The organism is Pseudoalteromonas sp. A601 (assembly GCF_002165575.1).
GTDB lineage: Bacteria > Pseudomonadota > Gammaproteobacteria > Enterobacterales > Alteromonadaceae > Pseudoalteromonas.
This window is the reverse complement of the sequence record NZ_MXQF01000009.1, coordinates 75,049-96,335: the sequence shown is the minus strand read 5'-3', so window position 1 is coordinate 96,335 and position 21,287 is coordinate 75,049. Positions and strand designations below refer to the sequence as shown.

The window sequence follows — 21,287 nt, the reverse complement described above, 5'->3', positions numbered from 1 at the left end:
AAAACATCAGTGCTTAGCAAGCATCATGTTGCTGCAGGCTAATTCAAAAGGATGGCACATTTATGTCAACAGAAAACGCGCTATTAACCATTTTGGTTGACCGTATAAATAACGACACTTTAGTGTTACCAACGCTGCCAGAAGTTGCAGTTCGTGTTCGTCAAGCCGCAGACGACCCTGACGTTAATTTAGCGCAAATGGCTGATGTGATCTCTCATGATCCAGCATTAGCAGCGCGCATGATAAAAGTTGCCAATAGTGCGTTTATGGGACGCTCAGTAAAGGTAACTAATTTGAATCAAGCGGTGACACGAATCGGCCTAAGACAAATTAAAAATATTGCCACAGCGATGGCGATGGAACAGCTGTTTGTGTCAAACAACGAACTTATTAAAGGCTATATGGATAAAGCCTGGCAGAAAACACTTAAAGTGGCGTGCCATTCAATTTCATTGATGGAGTTCTTTTTAAAAGAGAACAAGCAGACATCGCTGAATCGCGATACCATTACCCTGGCATCATTAGTTTATAATATTGGTGTGTTACCTATTTTAACTGAGGCTGAGCGCCACCCTGAAGTGTTTGCAAACCCGAGTTTTTTAGCTCATGCGATTCAAAAGCTCAGTGGCAAAGTCGGTGGAGCGATTATGCGTGCATGGGATTTCACTGACGAATTTGTCGAAGTGGCTGAAAGTTGGGCTAACCCTAACTATCGCCCTGAGCATATCTGTTATGTTGATTTCATTCGTATCGGGGCAATTATGGAAGGAATTTTACAAGTGTCAGATAAATCTGCGGCATTACAGATGTATATCGATAAAGGTGTTATTCCATCATTAGAGATATTTGCAACAGATGAATACAACGACATGTTAGATGATGTGAAATCGGTTTTTAGTTAAAGCTTGATCGCAGGTTGAGTAAAAAGCGCCAAAACGTGGCGCTTTTTTGCTTTTTAACCGTTAAGCTAAATCGTCTGCATCACCTAAGCCAGATGTTAGTTCTTCTAACATTTGCTTAATCTCTTCTGAAGCGAGAATAAAGTCAGCGTCGAGCTTAATTATCATGTCTTCTTTTGGAATATCTGCATTTTCCTCTTTAAGCGTATCTGAATAACTTAAGCGCTTTATTGAGCCATCATTTTGTAGCATAAATTTAAGACGTTCTTGCCAATCTAAAGCAAGTTTAGTGACTCGCTTGCCACTTTCAAGGTGTGATTTAACTTCATCACACGCTAAGTCATGCCCTTTTAATTTTACTTGTGCGCCGCTGTCATCAGCTTCTTCAAGTTCTGCATCTGAGCCAATTGCAAATCCTTCTGGAGTGCTAAAGTTAGTGAGCCAGTCAGTTAAAAACACGTCTAAATCATAGTTGGCAAACGCAGGAACAACCGGCAAAGTACCCAGTGATTTACGTAATAGTGCTAATAGTTCTTCAGCTTTATTGAAACTGCCACTGTTAACAACAACCCAGCCATTTTCTTGGTCGATAAATGCAAATTGTAAGCTCGATTTTTTGAAAGCTTGTGGTAACAAGGTGTGAAGAATGTTCTCTTTTAGCTCGTCTTTTTCTTTTTTCTTAACAGGGCGATTTTCTTCTGCTTCTATTTGCTCTATTTTCTCTGCAACCATTTCGTTTACAACAGCCGCAGGAAGTACTTTTTCTTCGCGCTTTGCGCACACTAAAATGCTTTTTTGTGAAAAGTGAGATAATGACTCGCCATGTTTACCAAAAGCTTTGGTCCAGCCAAAGGTGCTTAAGTCTTGGCTACCACAAGGGCGAAATACATCTTGTTCTAGCGCGTTATCGAAGTCTTCTTGGGTGTATGAAACATCTTGCTTAAAGCGATAACAAATCAGGTTACTAAACCACATAGGGGAATTGATCCATTTGGTAAATTTGCTCAATCATAGCAATAAAAACCGCATGCTGGAACGGCTGATTTAGTTAATGCTCAGCAATTAAACCAAGCATTAACCTAAACTTAAAATGCCGTTAATTATTAAAGATAGAAAGCGGCTTTGGCATGTCTTTAGGAAAGCTAATATGGTAGTGCAAACCATTGCCTGGCGAGCTTGACGCTTCAATCTCACCGCTTAATGTTTGTTTTACTAAGTTAAATGTGATGTGAGTGCCTAAACCACTGCCACCTTGATCGCGTTTAGTGGTAAAAAATGGGTCAAATAACTTTTCGAGTTGTTGCTCGCTAACGCCATTACCATTATCTTTGAAATCTATAATGACTTGGCTGTCGTCATCTTTAATCAGAATATCAATAACGCCGTTATTTAAACCGTCAAAGCCGTGAATGAGTGAGTTCATAATCAAATTAGTAAATATTTGGCTGATCGCACCAGCCGGTAGATTCAATGTGAGATCTTCAGGGCAATCTAAATTAATATGATGGCTAGTATTTTTAATTTTTGGATGTAATGATCGAATAACTTCGCCCAAATACTCTTTAAAGTTAATGGTTCTTACAGCTTCACTGGCTTGGTCCACCGCAATTTGCTTAAAGCTAGCAACAAGCTCTGACGCTCTATCTAAATTACTAGTCAGTAAGCTGGTGCTTTGTTTGGCGTCATTAATAAACTCTTCTAATGCTTTAGGCGACAAAGTTTTATCTTTATAAGCGGCTTCTATTTGCATTAAGCGCTCTTGTAAAAATGAGGTAGCTGTTACACCTATGCCTACAGGAGTATTAATATCGTGTGTAATACCCGCAACCAGACCGCCTAAAGCGGCCATTTTCTCAGAGCCGACTAGGCGCTCCTGTGCTAGATTTAACTCATCTACGTAACGTTGCATTTCTTTTTGTTTGGTAAGCAGCTCTTGCTCGGTATGACGGCGTAAATCAACTTCTTCAGTGAGCGTTAGCTTTTGCTTTTCAAGCTCATATTTTTGCTGTTGTAAGTCCATCATAGCTTGGCTGAGGTTTGAAGTTTTACGTGCCACTTCTTGTTCTAATTGCAGGTTGTGTTGATCGAGTTTTTCATTGGAGATGATTAACTCTTTCTGCGTATGCTCAAGCTCTTGTCGATATTGCACGACTTTATCAATTAACTTATTAAAAGACTGCTCCATTACTTTTAATTCGTTATGTTCAGTCGTTTCTATATTTATATGTTGGCCTTCAAGATCGTTAAGTTCTAAGTCTTCAATTTGCTCTGTTAGCTGCTCTAGAGGGTCGGTTAATAACTTTCTAAATGCAATTAAAAACAAAATTATTAAAAAGGTGGTTTTGATCATCGCATTACCAATTAAAAAGTAAATTGAGATCATAATGCGGCTAAAAACCACTTCTCGGCTAGAAAATAAGGTGACATCGCCTACTTGCGTTGCGCGCCCTGAAAACTCAAAAATGAGTGGGAAAGTATAACCAAATAAACCTGATGGTGTGTCTTCTATTATTGCTTCTTCTTGTACAAGTTGCTGGCTGTATAACTCGCGAATATCTAAAGAACGACCCAGTTGGGAGATTATTTCTCCGCTATCATCACGCACTATAATGCCTTCAATCATCGGAATAGCAAGTAAGCCTTCGGCTGTGGTGATTGTTTGCTTAGTGTTTAATTCCCATATGGCACGGGTTAAGCTTCGACTAAAGGTTTTTTGTAGTGTTGTAAGCTCGTCACGAATATAATCTTTTGTGTTTACGTATTCTGCAATAACTTGGCCACAAGTGACTACAAATGTAAGTAAAAAGTAGACTGATAATACGCTGGTCAATAGCTTTTTAGAGAGGCTTTTTTGTAGCATGGATTGTCCATAGCTCCTTGGTGGCAATTACATTAAGTTATGCTTGCTACTAAAGTTAGCTAATAAACGTCTAAAAATAAATAAAAGAATCATTTTTCGTTAACAAACATAGTAAATATTCTTTTTTAGCAAAAACTTAAGCTTATCTAGCTTGATTATTTGTGTTATAAAATCACAGTCGTTTAGTAAATAAAAATGAGTAGAAAACTCGCTCATTAACTTTTTTATTCTTAATCAAGTTGTTAATGGTATGAATTTTTCAATATTAGTATGTGATGACTCAACTGTAGCACGTAAGCAGGTTGTTCGCTGTTTAAATGAATGTATTGAAGCAGATATTATGCAAGCAAAGAACGGCAAAGAAGCTTTAATGTTGTTGCAAGAGCATTGTTTTGACTTGGTTTGTCTTGATTTAACTATGCCTGAGGTCGATGGTGTACAGGTGTTAGAAGCAATCAAGATGCAAAAAATAGAGTGCTTTGTATTAGTGATTTCTGCTGATATTCAAACACAAATGAAGCAGCGTGTGGCAAAGTTAGGGGCAATTGACTTCATTAACAAGCCAATAGATAAGTCGAAATTAAACGAAATTCTGCATAAATTTGGCATTCATTAGATTGCTATATAACCAGTTAGCATAATTTATCTTTTAATTTAGGGTTGACATAACAGCCTCTTTTCAGGCAGTCTAAAGGCTATGAAAACAAATAATCAAGTACTGACCATTATTATTACAACCACCATTCTTACTGGATAGTGGCATAGGTCGGTGCAACAAATTTAAAGGCCTGTGTTCACTAAGAACACAGGCCTTTTTTCGTTTTATGGGATGAGGAAACATAAAAATGCGAGTATTAAAATTTGGTGGGTCATCACTTGCCGACTTTGCGTGTTTACAACAGGTAGCTCAGTTAGTCAAAGCACAACTAAAAGATGAAATGTTATTGGTATTGTCAGCGCCAGGCGGTATGACTGACTCACTTGTTGCGCTGGCGAGCACCGCAGAACAAGGGCTTGATTACAGCGACCAATGGCAAGCTTTAACACAGCGTTGTGAAAGTTTAAAAAGCGCGGTAGAAGCCGATTTTGGCCAAGTCGAAAACTGGCCAGATTTAAGCGAATTAGCGAACAAGCTTGCTGGTGTAAAACTTATACAATGCTGCCCCGATGAAGTGCGTGCCTATGTAATTAGCTTTGGCGAGCGTGTCAGCGTGTCATTAATGCAGTGTTTGCTAAGTTCACATAATGCACGTTATTTAGAAGCCACTGCATGTATTGCATCTACGGGTGGTCATATTGATGCTGAAGCTGACTTAGCTGCGAGCAAAGTACGTTTTCAAGCTGCATTAAAAGAAAGCCCAGCCAGTATTTATATTATGCCAGGCTTTACTGCAAGTAATGATCAAGGTGAGCTTACAACACTTGGCCGTAATGGCTCAGATTATTCAGCAGCGATAGCCGCTGCATGCCTTGAAGCTGATGTGTGTCAAATCTGGACTGATGTAGATGGTGTTTATAATGCCGATCCTCGTTATATCAAAAAAGCCACTAAAGTTGATTATCTTTCTTATAAAGAAGCGATGGAGCTGTCTTATTTTGGTGCCAAAGTACTTCACCCAAAAACAATTTTACCATGCGCTAAAGCGGGCGTGCCATGTGAGATTAAAAATACTCATAACCCTGATGCGCAAGGCTCATTGATTGGTAACGATTACTCATCAGATGAACCAGTAAAAGCACTGTCTAGTTTACAAGATCTTGCTATGTTAACGGTGTCTGGCCCAGGTATGAAAGGCAAGGTTGGCATGGCATCAAAAGTATTTAATGCCCTTGCTCATGATAACGTGTCTATTGTATTAATCACGCAATCATCGTGTGAATTTAGTATCAGTTTCTGCGTTCATGAATCAGATTTAGCCCTTGCACTTGAAGCTTTACAAACGGCCTTTGAGCTAGAGTCGCAAGCGGGCTTAATCGAACCAGTACAAGTACAGCGCAATTTAGCGATTGTTACCCTTGTAGGTGACAACATGCGAGCGCATAAAGGCTTAGCGGCTAAGTTTTTTGCCTCTTTAGCGCAAGCACAAGTAAACATTGTTGCGATTGCACAAGACTCAACAGAAAGTGCTATCTCAGCGGTTATCGACGGTGAGTTGTGTAACGATGCTGTAAAAGTGTGCCACGAAAATTTCTTTACTCATATTCCATCAATTGATGTGTTTTTACTTGGCTGCGGCTTAGTCGGCCAAGAGCTAATTCAACAACTTGAGCGTCAACAAGCGTGGCTTGAAAAACGTAACATTAAACTTAATTTGTACGGCGTAGCTAACTCTCGTCAGCTACACCTTGATAGTGAGGGGGTGCAATTTGGAGATTGGCAACAAAAGCTTGCGGCATCAGAACAGGCGTTTGATCTAAAACTGGTTGAGCAATTTGTAAAGCAAAATCATTTAATCAACCCAGTGTTGGTTGACTGTACATCTTCGGATGCTTTAGCTGCGCAGTATGTCGACTTTTTAAATGCTGGCTTCCACGTAGTTGCGGCTAATAAAAAAGCGACCACCAGTTCATATACGTATTACCAAGACTTAATCAGCGCAACACAAAAAAATAACCGTAAATTTTTATATGAGACAAACGTAGGTGCGGGCCTTCCGGTTATTGATAATTTGCAGTCACTATTTGGTGCTGGAGATGAGCTTATTGAATTTAGTGGTATTTTATCTGGTTCTCTGTCGTACATGTTTGGTGCGTTAGAAGACGGCTTATCACTATCAGCAGCAACGGTAAAAGCGAAAGAAAACGGCTTTACTGAGCCAGACCCGCGTGATGACTTATCAGGCACTGATGTTGCGCGTAAGCTATTAATTATTGCCCGAGAAGCTGGATTAAAACTAGAGCTAAGCGATATCGAAGTGGAATCTGTGCTACCTGAAGGGTTTGCACAAGGTGACAGTGTTGATGACTTTATGGCTAAACTGCCTAGTTTAGATGCCGCCTTTAATGATCGTATTCAAAGTGCAGCAAGTGAAGGCAAAGTACTACGTTATGTTGGTACAATTAAACAAGGTCACTGCAAAGTTGGTATTGAGGCTGTAGATTCAAGCCACGCATTGAGTGTTATTCGTGACGGTGAAAACGCATTAGCAATTTTGAGTGAGTACTACCAGCCACGTCCATTTGTAATTCGTGGCTATGGTGCGGGCTCTGCTGTAACAGCCGCAGGCGTATTTGCAGATATCTTAAAAACATTATCTCGATAGGAGAGGGCTATGATTGAAGTATACGCGCCGGCTTCTATCGGTAACTTTGCGGTAGGGTTTGATGCTTTAGGTGCTGCGCTTGCACCGATTGATGGGACTTTATTGGGTGATGTAGTTGCTGTTAGCTCAGCGCCAGCTGATGAGTTTATTTGCTCTGGTGACTATGCCCATAAGCTACCCAGTGATGCCAGTGAAAATTTAGCGTATCAATGCTTGGTGCATTTTCGTGAGCATGTTGCGCCTAATATGCCTACTGTTAAGCTGGAGCTTAAAAAGAACTTACCAATTGGCTCAGGGTTAGGATCAAGTGCATGTTCTGTGGTTGCCACATTTGCAGCGCTTGATAAGTTTGCTGATAGCCAGCTTAGTCAAGTTCAGCTAATTGAATTAATGGCTGATTTTGAAGCCATTGTCAGTGGGGGGCGTCACTATGACAACATTACCCCATGTTACTTAGGCGGTTTGCAGCTAACGGGCGATCTAATCCCTGATAAATCGATTAGTTTACCTGTGGATGATAACTGGTATTACGTGGCGGCTTTCCCTGGTTTTTCACTCAATACAGCCAAGGCACGTTCGGTGTTACCCACACAGCTAAGCATGCATGCGAGCGTAGAATTTGCACAGCGTTTATCGGCGTTTAGCACGCTACTGCTAACCAACCGTTTTGATGGTGCTTTATCAATTATGAGTGATGAAATAGCTGAGCCACACCGTGCGCCGCTTATCTCTGGGTTTAGCGAAGCTAAAGCAGCGCTGCCTGAGTTAGGCGCTGAAATTGTCAGTATTTCAGGAGCAGGCCCCACGTTATTTACCGTGTGTAAAACGCTTGAAGCTGCAAAACAGTGCGAGCAATGGCTACAAAGCAATTATATAAACGAACAAGGCTTTTGCCATATCTGTAAGCTTGATAATGCCGGCACGCGTCAGTTATAAGAATTTAAGGAACTAATAATGCAATTACATAATTTAAAAGACGACACGCAAAAAGTGTCGTTTGTTGAAGCAGTTAAAACAGGTCTTGGCCGTAATCAAGGTGTGTTTTTTCCTGAATCACTAGCACCCATGGCAGATATTGATGCTTTGCTTGATATGGATTTTGTCAGCCGTAGCTCGGCGATTTTATCGCACCTGATTGGCGATGAACTTCCAGCAGATACTGTTGCACAAATGGTACAAAATGCGTTTAACTTTCCGGTTAAATTAGTCCAAGTAGAAGACAATGTATATTGTTTAGAGCTGTTTCATGGCCCAACCCTTGCGTTTAAAGACTTTGGCGGGCGTTTTATGGCGGAGTGTTTAGCGCAGTTCAGCCAAGGTGAAAAAACCACTATTTTGACCGCGACCTCAGGCGATACTGGTGCAGCTGTGGCACATGCTTTTTATAATAAGCCTAATATCGACGTAGTCATTTTATACCCTAAAGGCAAAATTTCACTTGCTCAGCAAAAGCTATTTACTACCCTTGGCAACAACATTCATTGCTATGCGGTAGAGGGCAGCTTTGATGATTGCCAAAGCATGGTAAAAAATGCCTTTTTAGATGACGAAGTAAAAACACGTCTTGGCTTGAACTCAGCTAACTCCATCAATATTAGTCGTTTAGTTGCACAAGTATGTTATTACTTTGAGGCTATCGCACAGCTACCAAAAGAAAAACGTGCTACTGCGCATGTTTCTGTACCAAGTGGTAACTTTGGTAACGTATGTGCTGCGATGATCGGTGCTGTAATTGGCTTACCCGTTGCTAAACTAAGCGCCACAACTAATCAAAATGACACAGTGCCGCGTTTTATTGCAGATAAAAACTGGGCGCCTAATGCAACAATCGAGTCACTGTCAAATGCAATGGACGTGAGCAAGCCTAATAACTGGCCTCGCGTGCAAACCATGCTTGATAACAACTGGTTCAGCTATGATAACTTTTATTCAACCAGTGTTGATGAAAACGACACCCAAGCAGTAATGAAAGCAATTCAAAAAACAGGGTATATTGCTGAACCACATACAGCTATTGCCTATCAAGGTTTGAAAGCAGATTTAACCCCAGGTAGTGCCGGAATATTCTTAGCAACTGCACACCCTGCTAAATTTAAAGAAAGTGTTGAAGACATTTTAGATATTGAACTTGATATGCCAAAACCGCTTGCAGACGCACTTGCTAAGCCATGTTTAGCACAAGATATTGATAACGACTATGACGCACTTAGAGAGATTATCTTAGCTAAGCTAAGCTAGGCTAATTAAGCTTACCTAAGCGACAGAGAAAACGGCATCGACTGTAAAGTGATGCCGTTTTTTGTGGACTCAAAATTAACCGCTCGTGTGAGCCTTAACTCAATCGCAGGCTGATAAACTCAGCGAGTTTAGCTACCGCATGTTCAGGGTGTTCTACACGGTTTATTAAGCTAATACCAATGCGACCAAGTTCGGGTAAATGTTTAGTGTGAAGCTGATAATTTAACTCATGTGGCACGGTACTTTTGGCAAGAACGGTAATGCCTAAGCCTTCTTTGAGTGCTGCGGTGAGACCAGTTAAATCAGCGTTGCTATAACTTATGCGGTATTTTATCCCTGCCATTTGCAGCGCCTCTATAGCACGGCGGCGGTAAATACAGCCTTCTGGTGCGGTAACCAGCGTTACTACTTCGTTTTGCGCTAATGATAAATCACCCACCCAGACGAGTTGATCTTGCATAAATACCGGGAATTTCTCAGAATTTAAATCTTCATTTAATGCCAATACTAAATCAAATTGATCTTCACGTGACACTGAAAGTAAATGCTTACTTAAACGTGATTTAACTTCTAGCGATACATCAGGGTATAGCGCTATAAAATCGCCAATGATAGAGGGCAATATTCGCGCGGCAAATTCGCTGGGAATACCTAACCTTACTTTGCCTGTAACGTTCTCTTTGGTAAACAACTGTAAAATACTGTCGTTTTGCAATAGCATGTGTTTTGCCATTGGCAATAATAATTCACCATACTGGTTAAGCACTTGGCGCTGGCCTTGTTTTTTAAATAGCTTATGGCCGAGCATGTCTTCAAGGCGCTTAATTTGTAAGCTCACAGCAGGTTGAGAAAGGCCTAATAATTCGCCCGCTTTGGCGAATCCACCTACTTCGACCACGGTAATTAAGGTGCGTAATCCATCTGTTGAAATATTCTTCATATAAAAAAATTCAATTTATCAGGTTAAATACATAATTATTATTTATCAATTGATAAGAAATTACAATTTGTTGTTGCACGTCACCCGCAATATACTTTTGTGACTATAGATTGATAGGTGTCAACGATGACTTTTACTCCAATAATGTTTGCTCGTCACAGCCAACTAGATGCGCCGCAAAGCAATATGCTGCAGGCCGATAATAATAGTGTGGTCATTGATTTTAGCGGCACTGAAGCAATCCCATTTTTAACGGCTATCTTAGGGTTAGATTTAAATAAACTAACCGCCAGTGGCTTAGGCCTAAAAGGCACGTTAGACGGTGACTTAAATAGCACCTATAGTTTTGCTTTGTATTACTTTAGCGAAACGGCATTTAGGTTTGTTTTACATACCGATGCCAGCGTCCAACTACAGTCACTTATTTGTGAGCAACAACTACGTTACGATATTGAATTTGTTGTACGCAGCGATTTATCGGTATTAACTTTATGTGGTGAGCAAGCTTTCGATACTTTGATTGATGCTTTTAAGCTTACCCCTGGTTTACGCTTATCAAATGCGGCGAGCTGTTATGGCGCACAAAGTGGCGAGGTATTTATTACCGCCATAGATAAACAATCTCTGCAGTATTTTCAGCTGGTGGCTAAAACCCCAGCGCTTGCAAAATGCCAAGCAACATTACAGCAACGAGGGTTTGATTTAACTCTGCCTGAGGTTGCTTAAATAGTTTTTAAAACACGGCATTAAAACCGTGTTTGTAGTAACAAATCGCAATTTGGGTGTCAGTGCAGTACAACTTATGTATAATCGCCGCCCATGTTATTCCCCCTCATTAAATTGAGGCCACGCCCAATATTGGGTTAATTATAAAGTGAAGGAATATTATGACTTCTAAAACAGTTTTACATGCAAAGCACCTTGAAGCTAACGCTAAAATGGTTGATTTTCACGGCTGGGAAATGCCAATCAACTATGGTTCGCAAATCGAAGAGCACAACGCAGTGCGCACCGATGCTGGCATGTTTGACGTATCGCACATGACGATTGTGGATGTTAAAGGCGAGCAAGCACAAGCATTCTTACGCAAATTAGTTGCTAACGACGTGGCTAAGTTAACTGTTCCAGGTAAAGCCTTATACACAGGTATGCTAAACGAACAAGGCGGCGTAATCGACGACCTTATCATCTACTTCTTCTCTGAAACTGATTACCGTTTAGTGGTTAACTCAGCAACTCGCGAAAAAGATTTAGCGCATATGGCTAAAGTATCTGCCGATTTTGCCGTTGCAGTAACTGAGCGCCCAGAGTTTGCCATGATTGCAGTACAAGGTCCTAACGCTAAAGCAAAAACAGCGACTCTTTTAACAGCAGATCAACAAGCTGCCGTTGAAGGTATGAAGCCATTTTTTGGTGTTCAAGTTGGTGATTTATTTATTGCGACAACAGGCTATACTGGCGAAGACGGTTACGAAATAGTAGTCCCGAACGATCAAGCCGCTGATCTTTGGCAACAACTGTTAGATGCAGGTGTTAAACCAGCAGGTCTTGGCGCACGTGACACACTACGTTTAGAAGCTGGTATGAACCTTTACGGCCTAGATATGGACGAAAGCGTATCACCACTTGCAGCTAACATGGCGTGGACCATTGCGTGGGAACCTGAAGATCGTGACTTTATCGGTCGTGATGTATTAGTTAAGCAACGCGCAGAAAAAAGCACAGACAAACTAGTTGGCTTAGTGCTTGAAGAAAAAGGCGTATTGCGTAGCGGTTCTAAAGTAATTGTTGAAGGTGGCGAAGGGGTTATTACCTCTGGTACTTTCTCACCTACTCTTGGTTTTAGTGTTGCCCTTGCACGTGTACCACGTTCAACAGGCGAGACAGCCCAAGTAGAAATGCGTAAAAAATTAGTTAACGTAAAAGTAGTTAAACCAAGCTTTGTACGTAACGGTAAGTCTGTACTTTAAAGTATTAATTAAAATTTGGTGTTATCACCCAATATAGAACCAAAGGAACAAACACATGAGCAATATCCCTAGCGAGTTAAAGTATGCCTCTTCACACGAGTGGGTTCGCAACGAAGGTGACGGTACCTTTACTGTAGGTATTTCTGAGCATGCACAAGAGCTTCTTGGCGACATGGTATTTGTTGAATTACCAGAAGTTGGCGACGAAGTAGACGCTGGTGAAGATTGTGCTGTTGCAGAGTCAGTTAAAGCAGCATCAGATATCTATGCACCAATCAGCGGTGAAATCGTTGCAATCAACGATGAGCTTGAAGATGCACCTGAAACTGTAAACAACGACGCTTACGGCGACGGTTGGTTATTTCGCATTAAAGCATCTGATGAGTCTGAGCTTGAAAACTTGCTTGACGCTGAAGGCTATGCAAACACCATCGACGAAGACTAATTATTAGTTATCGCCGCACTAAAAGCCCCGTCATACACAGTACTAACGGGGCTTTTATGATTTTACTGCTTACCTTTCCATACATTGTAAGTCACTAAATCAAAAAGCTTTTAAGTTATTGCTGGTCACCCATTAGTGATAACCATTTATTTTTTGGATCATAGGAATCTGGACAAATGTCAAACGCCAAATCTCTTGAACAATTAGAGCAAACGCAAGATTTTATTCGCCGCCATATTGGGCCAAGCCCAGCACAAGTAAGCGATATGCTAAGTGCTCTTGGAGTATCGAGTGTTGAAGAGCTGATCGGTCAAACTGTACCTGCAAGCATCCGCTTAGAGCAAGGCCTAACAGTGGGCGAAAGCCGCACTGAAGTTGAAACACTAAGCTACTTAAAATCAGTAGCCAGCAAAAATAAAGTGTTCAAGTCTTATATTGGTCAAGGCTACCACCCAACTCACGTACCACATGTAATTTTACGTAACGTACTTGAGAACCCAGGCTGGTACACAGCGTACACTCCATACCAACCAGAGATTGCTCAAGGACGTTTAGAGTCATTACTTAACTTCCAAACTATGACCCTAGACCTAACAGGTCTTGATTTAGCAAGTGCATCATTACTTGACGAATCAACCGCTGCTGCTGAGGCAATGGGCCTTGCAAAGCGTGTATCTAAAGCTAAAAAAGCGAATATCTTCTTTATCGCTGATGACGTCCATACCCAAACAATCGACGTAGTGAAAACACGAGCCGAGCAATTTGGTTTTGAAATTGTAGTTGGTTCTGCGGCTGATGCCGTAAATCACGAGATTTTTGGTGCGTTATTCCAATACCCGTCAACATCAGGTGAAGTGGTAGACATCACTGATTTAATCGCTGGCGTACAAAGCAAAAAAGCGATTGCCTGTGTTGCTGCCGACATCATGAGCTTATTGCTATTAAAAGCACCAGGAAAACTAGGTGCAGACGTCGTACTTGGTTCTGCCCAGCGTTTTGGTGTACCAATGGGTTACGGCGGTCCTCACGCTGCATTCTTTGCAACACGTGATTCGTACAAACGTTCATTACCAGGTCGTATCATCGGTGTATCTAAAGACCGTTTAGGTAACGATGCATTACGTATGGCAATGCAAACGCGTGAGCAACACATTCGCCGCGACAAAGCCAACTCAAACATTTGTACAGCGCAAGTATTACTTGCCAACATGGCAGCGTTTTACGCGGTGTACCACGGCCCACAAGGCTTAAAAACAATCGCACAGCGTATTCATCGCTTTGCTGATATTTTAGCTGCTGGCCTACAAGCTAAAGGCGTAGCACTTAAGCACAGCACATGGTTTGATACTCTAACTGTTGTTAGCGATAACAAAGATGACGTAGTCGCACGTGCAGTTGCAAACGGCGTTAACTTTGCAACAAACCACGACGGCGAATACTCAATTGCAGTATCAGAAACTACAACACGCGCAGACGTAGCTGAACTTTTCGATATCGTATTAGGCGAAGGCCATGGTTTAAGTGTTGATACAATCGCAGCAGACATTGAAGCAAACGGTAGCGAGTCAATTCCGGCAAGCCTAGTACGTGATGACGAAGTGCTAACGCACCCGAACTTTAATTCGTACCACAGCGAAACTGAGATGCTGCGTTATATCAAGCGTCTTGAAAACAAAGATTTAGCGCTTAACCACTCAATGATCTCGCTAGGTTCATGTACTATGAAACTAAACGCGACAGCTGAGATGATCCCAATTACGTGGCCTGAGTTCGCTAACCTTCACCCATTCTGCCCGCTAGACCAAGCAGAAGGTTACCAAATCATGATTAACGAACTACATGATTGGTTGGTTAACATTACCGGTTACGATGCCGTATCACTACAGCCTAACTCTGGCGCACAAGGTGAATACGCTGGCTTAATCGCGATTCGTAAATACCATGAGTCACGTGGCGATGCACACCGTAATGTATGTTTGATCCCAAGTTCAGCGCACGGTACAAACCCTGCATCTGCACAAATGGCGAGCATGAAAATCGTGGTTGTTGATTGCGACAAAAACGGTAACGTTGATATGGCTGATCTTAAAGCAAAAGCTGAAGAAGTATCAGAAAACCTATCATGTATCATGATCACATACCCGTCTACGCACGGTGTATACGAAGAAACAATCCGTGAAATTTGCGACATTGTGCACCAGCACGGCGGCCAAGTATATATGGACGGCGCAAACATGAACGCCCAAGTAGGTGTTACTAGCCCAGGCTCTATCGGCTCAGACGTATCGCACTTAAACCTGCACAAAACGTTCTGTATCCCACACGGTGGCGGTGGCCCAGGTGTTGGCCCAATCGGTGTTAAATCACACCTTGCGCCATTTATGCCAAACCACAGCGTAATTAACGTACCTGGTACTAACGAAGGCAACGGCGCGGTATCAGCAGCACCATACGGCTCAGCAGCTATTTTACCTATTTCATGGGCTTACATCACCATGATGGGTAGCGAAGGCCTTAAACAAGCCACTGAAATGGCCATTGTTAATGCTAACTACTTAACTCACGAGTTAAGCCAGCACTTCCCAATTTTATACCGTGGTCGCAACAACCGTGTTGCTCACGAATGTATTGTTGACTTACGTCCACTTAAAGAAGCGTCTGGCATCACTGAAATGGACGTAGCTAAGCGCCTACAAGATTACGGCTTCCATTCACCAACTATGTCGTTCCCAGTAGCGGGCACGTTAATGATTGAGCCTACTGAATCTGAGTCTAAAGTTGAGATCGACCGTTTCATCGAAGCGATGGTGTCAATCAAAGGTGAAATCGACAAAGTAATCTCTGGCGAATGGTCTATCGAAAACAACCCGCTAGTGTTTGCACCGCATACACAAGGCGATGTACTTGGTAATGAGTGGGACAGAGCATATGACCGCTTCTACGCTGCGTTCCCAGTACCAAGCGTTGCAAAAAACAAGTTCTGGCCTACAGTAACGCGTATCGATGACGTATACGGCGACCGTAATCTAGTATGTTCATGCCCAGCGGTAGAGACATATCGCGATTAATAATTTTTAAAATTTCCATTTAAAGATTGGGAATTTATAAAATTTTAAAAGCCGTTGCAGCAATGTAGCGGCTTTTTTGTGCTTGGTGATTAATCGTAAATTATTTGAATGTAGGTTGGGTTGAGTGAAACGAAGCCCAACGATTCTCCATTATTGTTACCAGCTCCCAAATACGTAAATATGGATTGTTTGTAGGTCGTCCTTTAGGGCAATAAGTGAATTTCACCACAGAGAACTCAGAGGCGCTTCGCGCTGCACCGAGATTTAAAATATATTGTTGGTTTTAACATTACGGTCTGTAATTTAAATAACATTGTGTGTATGTAGCCTTTGGGCTACACTTGGTTTATGAAATATCATGTCAAGAAAACCGACGAGTTCGACAAGTGGCTTAAAAAGCTAAAAGATCGGCAAGCATTTATGGCGATTGCTAAGCGGATCACGCGTGCTATAAATGGTAACTTTGGAGATAGTGAACCCGTTGTGGTGGTATCTCTGAAATGCGTATTTTCGTAGGTAAAGGCTATCGTGCTTATTACATAATTAAAGGTAATGAGATTATTTTATTACTCAATGGCGGACATAAAGGCACGCAGAGTAAAGATATTAGCAAAGCGAAAGCCCTTTTAAGTGAATTGGAGTAACGATTATGACCTTACAAACATCAGATTTTAACCCATTTGATTATATGGAAACCCAACAAGAAATTAATACTTTCCTTGAAGAATGTTTGGCTGATGATAATCCCAACACGTTTATTGAAGCGCTGGGCTTATTGGTTAAAAAGCATGGCGTGAGCGATATTGCTAAGGCGACAGGGTTAAATCGTGAAAGCTTATATAAAGCGGTGAATGGTAAAACTAAACCTCGTTGGGAAACTGTGTTTAAAGTGATGAAAGCACTTAATTTTCGCCTTACAACACAAGTCACGTAGGTTGGGTAGAGTGCAACGAAACCCAACGACTCTCCAATACCATTGCCAGCTCCCAGTGAATAAAGATTATTTGTAGGTCGCTTTTTAGGGGGATAAGTGAATTTCACCACCGAGAGCTCAAATGCGCTTCGCTACACAGAGGTTAAATATTGGCCGTAGGAGATGGCTTTAGCCACGAATGGTTTACACCAATGTTAGAGTTAACCACCGTAGGCGCTGAGCTTGCTGGCGAGTGTGGTTATCTGTTCATTGCTCGCTAACTTGAAGCTTTCTAACTCGCTAACTTTTTATATTTTGTCGGGATAAATCCGCGACCTACATTAAAAAACCTATTCAAGGTTTTGTCGCGCTGGCGACGGCAGCCAAAGAGGGGCTGCCGCTGACCCCTCTCTGGACACTCTGTAGGAGCTGGCTTTAGCCGCGAATGTTTTCCACCCAAGCATCACGCTTAATCCTTCAAAACACACAATTAATGTGAACGTAAACGCCATGAAAGCACATCCATGTGCAAGCACGGCTTTCATTTCATCCATGAAATGAATTACTCATCAATTGCTTATTTTCAGGGCGTGATGACGGGGGAGGATGTTAAACGTGATTGGGGTGCTTGACCTTGGCAAGATACAAGACTTGGCCCTCCGCATTTTATTTTACGCAGAACTATAAAAATAAAGAGGTTATTGAGTTCGGGATGAAAAGTAAGGTCACAACTCTAGTGATTTTGTAATATTTATACACAGATTTTTCTTTATTTGTATACTTTTTAATTATTAGCTAGTGTAAGGTATTTTTTATCGATTTTATTAAGGAACTATAAATGTATCAAATGGATGAGAATAATGGCGGCGGAGTCGGAGCAAAGAAAGGTTTTTTCTTTCAAGACTACGTTGCAACGCTATTTGCCTCAGAGATGCTTCTTGATAATCGAATCAGTGGAGTTGGCTGTGAAGTCGGTGATGACATAGAACTTTTTCACCCAAAGAAAGTCGTTACGCACGTACAGGTAAAAACAGGTACTGTAGACAAGGACTGGAATTTGACGGAGTTAAAAAAGAGTCGCAATTTAACTCAAGATAAGAAACCAAAAAGTTACTCATCTATATTACACAAAAGCTTGGAGCTAGACAAAGATACGAATCTGACAAGCAAATTTATGATGGTTACTGATCGTTCAGTAAAAGGGCCTTTATGCTTTTTAGAGATACCTTTAGGGAACAGAGTGGCCAAAACTGGGCGGGAGAAATTAGTTAAGTCTATCAACTCGGCATTAGGGAAAAACTTTATCTCTAAGAATGGCAATAAAGGTGATTATTGGGTTGATAACACATTATGGCGAGTATTCTGTTCTATAGAGCTAGTAATCCTTCAAGTTGAGCACAATTTACGAGCTTCAAGTGAAGAGTTATTAAACTGCGTACTTACAAATGAATCAGTGAGACAACTCGGTGAAATCTTGTGCAATAGAATTTATGGAAAAAGTCAATTGTGTAAGAAAACGTGTTCCGTCCAAGATAAGACTCTATCTCGAAATGAGGCTATCGACTTATTACGCGATTTTGCTTTGAAGAATGCTCTATTACCCAAAGCTTATCCTGACATCGAGTTGCCAGATATAGTTACTCCGTTGTTTGATGAACGTATAGAGAATCGAAGAAAGCGAGGATTCGTACAAGGATTCAATTTTAATACATATAGGTATGACCATGTGGTAGACATGCTTGTCGATTGGGTTGACGAAGTATTTCTCAGGCCTTCGGAACTTACGGCTAATTCCCAAGCAATAAGCACGTCGATGGATCTTCGCTCTAGGATTGCTCAGTTTGATTTGAAAGTAGTTACGTCTAGAACAATTTTGAACAGCATTATAAGAAAGCAGCATGTCGCACAGCCAATACCCATGGTTATGTTTGCTGCAAATAGTGCTAAATGCCTGAAGTTTGACTCTGTACACATAGTGCGTGGAAATGATAACAACCATGAACTGTGGATAGGCGTAACTGAATTTATAGAGAATAGCGATGACATTTTTGAAGTCATCGAAAGATTGTGTGAGAAGATGAATGAACTAGTGTTTATTGATATGGACAAAGACCGACAAATAATTTTGGAAGGTAAAGATGATAAGTATCTGTTTAAGCATGATATTGATACCATTCTAGATACTTCAAATAGTTTCTCTTCTCATCTAAAGCGATTCAAGTTTGTTGTTTTTATTTCTTACAGGTTGCCTTCATATGACTACAAAACTAGTGAGGGTGATTTAACCCAAGAAATAAAAGAAAAAATCAAATATATGTATGATTCAATGATTTCTAAGAATCCTTTCTTCAATAAAATTCGTCTAGGGTTCTATGTTTTCCCGACCCCATGTAACGATACGATATTAAGCAAATTGAAAGGTAAGATATCTTCATGAGCATTGACGTTAAAGATAGTATCAATCCAATTGTTTACCTAAAAACTGCTTCCGAGCTTCTATCTAATCCAATAAGTGCAGCAAGTGGCCGTGATATGGTGATAAGAGCATTGGATGAGAGGAAGAATTATCACCGCTATGACTCAATTCTTAAGCATCTAGTTAAGAAAGCAGGGTTGTTTCCTTACCTTCAGAGTGAATTTGATGAGCATGATCTTGAAGACATTGTAACAATCGAAGCAAATAAACCTGTAGCAGGGAATGATATTGTTTTTCATGCTACTCAGACACGGGTTTTCAATCAGTTGCGTGATGGTAAAAATGTTGTGCTGAGTGCTCCTACTAGTATGGGTAAAAGTGAAATACTAGCAAATATGCTCAGTAAAGATAGATATCATACGGTTGTTCTAATAGTCCCTACTATTGCGCTCATTGATGAGACAAGAAAAAAGTTGGCAACCTCATTGGATGGCCTATATCGGATAATTCACCATAACAGTCAACACTATGATGATACCGTACCTACAATTTTCGTTCTGACTCAGGAGAGAGCCAATCAAAGAAGTGATATCGAGAATGTGGATCTTTTCATCATCGATGAGTTCTATAAGTTGGGCTTTAAGTACAATAATGAAGGTTTTCTGAAGTATGACGAACGAGCCATATCTCTAAATATTTCTTTGTCTCAGCTACTTAAGAAGTCTAAGCAGTGGTTTTTTATTGGGCCTAATATAACGAACGTTAGAGGCTTATCACGTTTAGTCGGAGACTTTACTTTTATTTGTAGCGACTTTCGGACTGTATCAGTGGATGTTAAGGACTATGATATTGCTGCAAGCGATGCTGAAATGAAGAAAAAAGTACTGCTACAGATTTTAAAAGAGTGCAAGGGAGAAAAGACGATAGTCTACTGCCGTTCTCCGAAATCCGCCAATAAACTAGCTCAGTTATTGATGACTGAAGGAGAATTTGAAGAACAATTCGAGGGTGAGTTTATCGATTGGTTGTCGAAAACTTATGACTCTAGATGGAACTATTGTAAAGCTCTGAAACATGGAGTTGTATTACATCATGGTGTATTACCACGAGCGTTGCAGCACTTCTCTGTTGATATTTTTAATCGGTCAAGAAGGCACAATGTCTTAATCTGTACCTCAACAATAATAGAAGGAGTAAACACCCGAGCTAAGAATGTTGTTATATACGAAAACTATAACGGGCTTGAGAGCATAGATAAATTTACGCATAACAACATCAAAGGCAGAGCTGGGAGGATGTATAAGCATTTTGTAGGTAGAGTTTATTGTCTGCAATCTCAACCAGACGCTGACACTTCTGACGAATTGGTTATTCCAATCGGAGATGAGGACAGTGAATGTCCGTTGAACTTATTGGGTTCAATAGATCGTGAGCACTTATCTTCTGGAGGTTTAGAAGCATGGGAACGTTTCAGTAAAGAAACTGATATTCCTACAGAGATAATCCGCAACAATTCTTCATTTGAGGTCGAGAAGATAGAGTACTTGTTAAGGGCTATAGAGAATGTTCAGCTCTATGATTTTGAACTGTACAAGCAGTTGAATTTTTTTAAGCTACCAACCACAGATGCTTTGTATTTTATTATGGAACAGTTTATTGAAACTAGGAAAAAAGTATTGACAAGGAACGGCTTTTCCGTAACGCCAAAAGACGGAAAAGATCCTGTAACAAGCATTTGTGGGAAGTTTCGTGCATTTTTAGCGGCTGATTCCGTTGAGGATTACCTCAAGCAACAGATGGAATGGAAACACAAACAACTCCTAGAAGATGATTGCGCTCAAAATGAGTTTGATGAGCAAATGTCAGGTGTAATTGATGATGAACTCAAAATAATCTCAAATGTCTATGGGTTTAGCTTCCCGAACTTTTTGTCATTATTTGCGAATATTTTGTATTTCTTGAATAAGAAAGAAAGTATAGGATTAACCTTTGATTACAGTCACATAATCAGTGACATGGAAAATCAGAAGCTTACTGCGGGCTATGCAGCTATTCATGAAATGGGTGTACCCCATCAAACACTCAAACTTCTTCGGGAAAAGTTGATAGATGTAGATGAGGCATCTGTGGATGATATTAGTCTTGCAATTAAAACAGATCAGCTCTTAATCGAGTCTTTCAGCCGAGTTGATAAATACTTCATAAATGCGGCAAAGCTATAATTCCTCTAGAGAACCAAAGGGCAAGCAACCATTAGACAGTTCTGGTTAATACC

General features: G+C 40.9%; 17 protein-coding genes. 14 read left to right on the top strand and 3 right to left on the bottom strand.

Annotation, left to right across the window (positions count from 1 at the left end; translation table 11 throughout):
* Positions 1 to 62 precede the first annotated feature (62 nt).
* Complete coding sequence (locus B5G52_RS09340; RefSeq protein WP_087532394.1) at positions 63 to 902, top strand: HDOD domain-containing protein; 840 nt, start codon at positions 63 to 65, stop codon at positions 900 to 902.
* 60 nt (positions 903 to 962) lie between these two features.
* On the opposite strand, the gene rdgC is transcribed toward B5G52_RS09340, so the two are convergent.
* The gene (rdgC, locus tag B5G52_RS09335) at positions 963 to 1,874 is read right to left on the bottom strand and encodes a recombination-associated protein RdgC (protein WP_087532393.1); all 912 of its coding nucleotides are present in this window, start codon (positions 1,872 to 1,874) and stop codon (positions 963 to 965) included.
* A gap of 121 nt (positions 1,875 to 1,995) precedes the next feature.
* On the bottom strand, positions 1,996 to 3,759 hold the full coding sequence (locus tag B5G52_RS09330) for a HAMP domain-containing sensor histidine kinase (protein ID WP_087532392.1): 1,764 nt from the start codon (positions 3,757 to 3,759) through the stop codon (positions 1,996 to 1,998).
* 250 nt (positions 3,760 to 4,009) lie between these two features.
* On the opposite strand from B5G52_RS09330, the gene B5G52_RS09325 reads away from it, so the two are divergent.
* The 4 genes from B5G52_RS09325 to thrC all read left to right on the top strand — a co-directional run bounded on the left by B5G52_RS09325 (position 4,010) and on the right by thrC (position 9,260).
* Complete coding sequence (locus B5G52_RS09325; RefSeq protein WP_087532391.1) at positions 4,010 to 4,375, top strand: response regulator; 366 nt, start codon at positions 4,010 to 4,012, stop codon at positions 4,373 to 4,375.
* Positions 4,376 to 4,604: 229 nt separating this feature from the next.
* A complete protein-coding gene (gene thrA, locus B5G52_RS09320; RefSeq protein WP_087532390.1) occupies positions 4,605 to 7,022 on the top strand; it encodes a bifunctional aspartate kinase/homoserine dehydrogenase I in 2,418 nt (805 codons plus the stop codon).
* A 9-nt stretch (positions 7,023 to 7,031) separates the two neighbouring features.
* The gene (gene thrB, locus B5G52_RS09315) at positions 7,032 to 7,958 is read left to right on the top strand and encodes a homoserine kinase (RefSeq protein ID WP_087532389.1); all 927 of its coding nucleotides are present in this window, start codon (positions 7,032 to 7,034) and stop codon (positions 7,956 to 7,958) included.
* A gap of 18 nt (positions 7,959 to 7,976) precedes the next feature.
* On the top strand, positions 7,977 to 9,260 hold the full coding sequence (thrC, locus tag B5G52_RS09310) for a threonine synthase (RefSeq protein ID WP_087532388.1): 1,284 nt from the start codon (positions 7,977 to 7,979) through the stop codon (positions 9,258 to 9,260).
* A 94-nt stretch (positions 9,261 to 9,354) separates the two neighbouring features.
* On the opposite strand, the gene B5G52_RS09305 is transcribed toward thrC, so the two are convergent.
* Positions 9,355 to 10,200, bottom strand: a complete 846-nt coding sequence (locus tag B5G52_RS09305) for a LysR family transcriptional regulator (RefSeq protein WP_087532387.1) — start codon at positions 10,198 to 10,200, stop codon at positions 9,355 to 9,357.
* A gap of 126 nt (positions 10,201 to 10,326) precedes the next feature.
* Here B5G52_RS09305 and B5G52_RS09300 point away from each other — a divergent pair, with 126 nt between their 5' ends.
* The 9 genes from B5G52_RS09300 (at position 10,327) to B5G52_RS09265 (ending at position 21,234) form a co-directional block, all read left to right on the top strand.
* On the top strand, positions 10,327 to 10,926 hold the full coding sequence (locus B5G52_RS09300; protein WP_087532386.1) for a hypothetical protein: 600 nt from the start codon (positions 10,327 to 10,329) through the stop codon (positions 10,924 to 10,926).
* A 161-nt stretch (positions 10,927 to 11,087) separates the two neighbouring features.
* Positions 11,088 to 12,170 (top strand): glycine cleavage system aminomethyltransferase GcvT, encoded by a 1,083-nt coding sequence (gene gcvT / locus B5G52_RS09295; RefSeq protein WP_087532385.1) that lies wholly within the window; start codon positions 11,088 to 11,090, stop codon positions 12,168 to 12,170.
* A 55-nt stretch (positions 12,171 to 12,225) separates the two neighbouring features.
* Positions 12,226 to 12,615: a glycine cleavage system protein GcvH gene (gene gcvH, locus B5G52_RS09290; RefSeq protein ID WP_087532384.1), complete on the top strand. Its 390-nt coding sequence runs from the start codon at positions 12,226 to 12,228 to the stop codon at positions 12,613 to 12,615.
* A 176-nt stretch (positions 12,616 to 12,791) separates the two neighbouring features.
* The gene (gcvP, locus tag B5G52_RS09285; RefSeq protein ID WP_087532383.1) at positions 12,792 to 15,683 is read left to right on the top strand and encodes an aminomethyl-transferring glycine dehydrogenase; all 2,892 of its coding nucleotides are present in this window, start codon (positions 12,792 to 12,794) and stop codon (positions 15,681 to 15,683) included.
* 348 nt (positions 15,684 to 16,031) lie between these two features.
* A complete protein-coding gene (locus tag B5G52_RS22370) occupies positions 16,032 to 16,199 on the top strand; it encodes a hypothetical protein (RefSeq protein WP_254911179.1) in 168 nt (55 codons plus the stop codon).
* Positions 16,184 to 16,327 carry a hypothetical protein gene (locus tag B5G52_RS22365; protein ID WP_254911178.1) on the top strand — a complete coding sequence of 48 codons (144 nt, stop codon included), beginning with the start codon at positions 16,184 to 16,186 and terminating at the stop codon, positions 16,325 to 16,327. The genes B5G52_RS22370 and B5G52_RS22365 overlap by 16 nt, the downstream gene beginning before the upstream one ends.
* A gap of 5 nt (positions 16,328 to 16,332) precedes the next feature.
* Positions 16,333 to 16,617 (top strand): addiction module antidote protein, encoded by a 285-nt coding sequence (locus tag B5G52_RS09275; protein ID WP_087532382.1) that lies wholly within the window; start codon positions 16,333 to 16,335, stop codon positions 16,615 to 16,617.
* Between the two features lie 817 nt (positions 16,618 to 17,434).
* Positions 17,435 to 19,033 carry a dsDNA nuclease domain-containing protein gene (locus tag B5G52_RS09270; RefSeq protein ID WP_087532381.1) on the top strand — a complete coding sequence of 533 codons (1,599 nt, stop codon included), beginning with the start codon at positions 17,435 to 17,437 and terminating at the stop codon, positions 19,031 to 19,033.
* The gene (locus B5G52_RS09265; RefSeq protein ID WP_087532380.1) at positions 19,030 to 21,234 is read left to right on the top strand and encodes a DEAD/DEAH box helicase; all 2,205 of its coding nucleotides are present in this window, start codon (positions 19,030 to 19,032) and stop codon (positions 21,232 to 21,234) included. The genes B5G52_RS09270 and B5G52_RS09265 overlap by 4 nt, the downstream gene beginning before the upstream one ends.
* Positions 21,235 to 21,287: the final 53 nt, after the last annotated feature.

Bases quoted from the DNA above. Each gene is read 5' to 3' on its own strand.
- B5G52_RS09340 (WP_087532394.1), top strand. From the start codon at position 63: ATGTCAACAGAAAACGCGCTATTAACCATTTTGGTTGACCGTATAAAT.
- rdgC (WP_087532393.1), bottom strand. From the start codon at position 1,874: ATGTGGTTTAGTAACCTGATTTGTTATCGCTTTAAGCAAGATGTTTCA.
- B5G52_RS09330 (WP_087532392.1), bottom strand. From the start codon at position 3,759: ATGCTACAAAAAAGCCTCTCTAAAAAGCTATTGACCAGCGTATTATCA.
- B5G52_RS09325 (WP_087532391.1), top strand. From the start codon at position 4,010: ATGAATTTTTCAATATTAGTATGTGATGACTCAACTGTAGCACGTAAG.
- thrA (WP_087532390.1), top strand. From the start codon at position 4,605: ATGCGAGTATTAAAATTTGGTGGGTCATCACTTGCCGACTTTGCGTGT.
- thrB (WP_087532389.1), top strand. From the start codon at position 7,032: ATGATTGAAGTATACGCGCCGGCTTCTATCGGTAACTTTGCGGTAGGG.
- thrC (WP_087532388.1), top strand. From the start codon at position 7,977: ATGCAATTACATAATTTAAAAGACGACACGCAAAAAGTGTCGTTTGTT.
- B5G52_RS09305 (WP_087532387.1), bottom strand. From the start codon at position 10,200: ATGAAGAATATTTCAACAGATGGATTACGCACCTTAATTACCGTGGTC.
- B5G52_RS09300 (WP_087532386.1), top strand. From the start codon at position 10,327: ATGACTTTTACTCCAATAATGTTTGCTCGTCACAGCCAACTAGATGCG.
- gcvT (WP_087532385.1), top strand. From the start codon at position 11,088: ATGACTTCTAAAACAGTTTTACATGCAAAGCACCTTGAAGCTAACGCT.
- gcvH (WP_087532384.1), top strand. From the start codon at position 12,226: ATGAGCAATATCCCTAGCGAGTTAAAGTATGCCTCTTCACACGAGTGG.
- gcvP (WP_087532383.1), top strand. From the start codon at position 12,792: ATGTCAAACGCCAAATCTCTTGAACAATTAGAGCAAACGCAAGATTTT.
- B5G52_RS22370 (WP_254911179.1), top strand. From the start codon at position 16,032: ATGAAATATCATGTCAAGAAAACCGACGAGTTCGACAAGTGGCTTAAA.
- B5G52_RS22365 (WP_254911178.1), top strand. From the start codon at position 16,184: ATGCGTATTTTCGTAGGTAAAGGCTATCGTGCTTATTACATAATTAAA.
- B5G52_RS09275 (WP_087532382.1), top strand. From the start codon at position 16,333: ATGACCTTACAAACATCAGATTTTAACCCATTTGATTATATGGAAACC.
- B5G52_RS09270 (WP_087532381.1), top strand. From the start codon at position 17,435: ATGTATCAAATGGATGAGAATAATGGCGGCGGAGTCGGAGCAAAGAAA.
- B5G52_RS09265 (WP_087532380.1), top strand. From the start codon at position 19,030: ATGAGCATTGACGTTAAAGATAGTATCAATCCAATTGTTTACCTAAAA.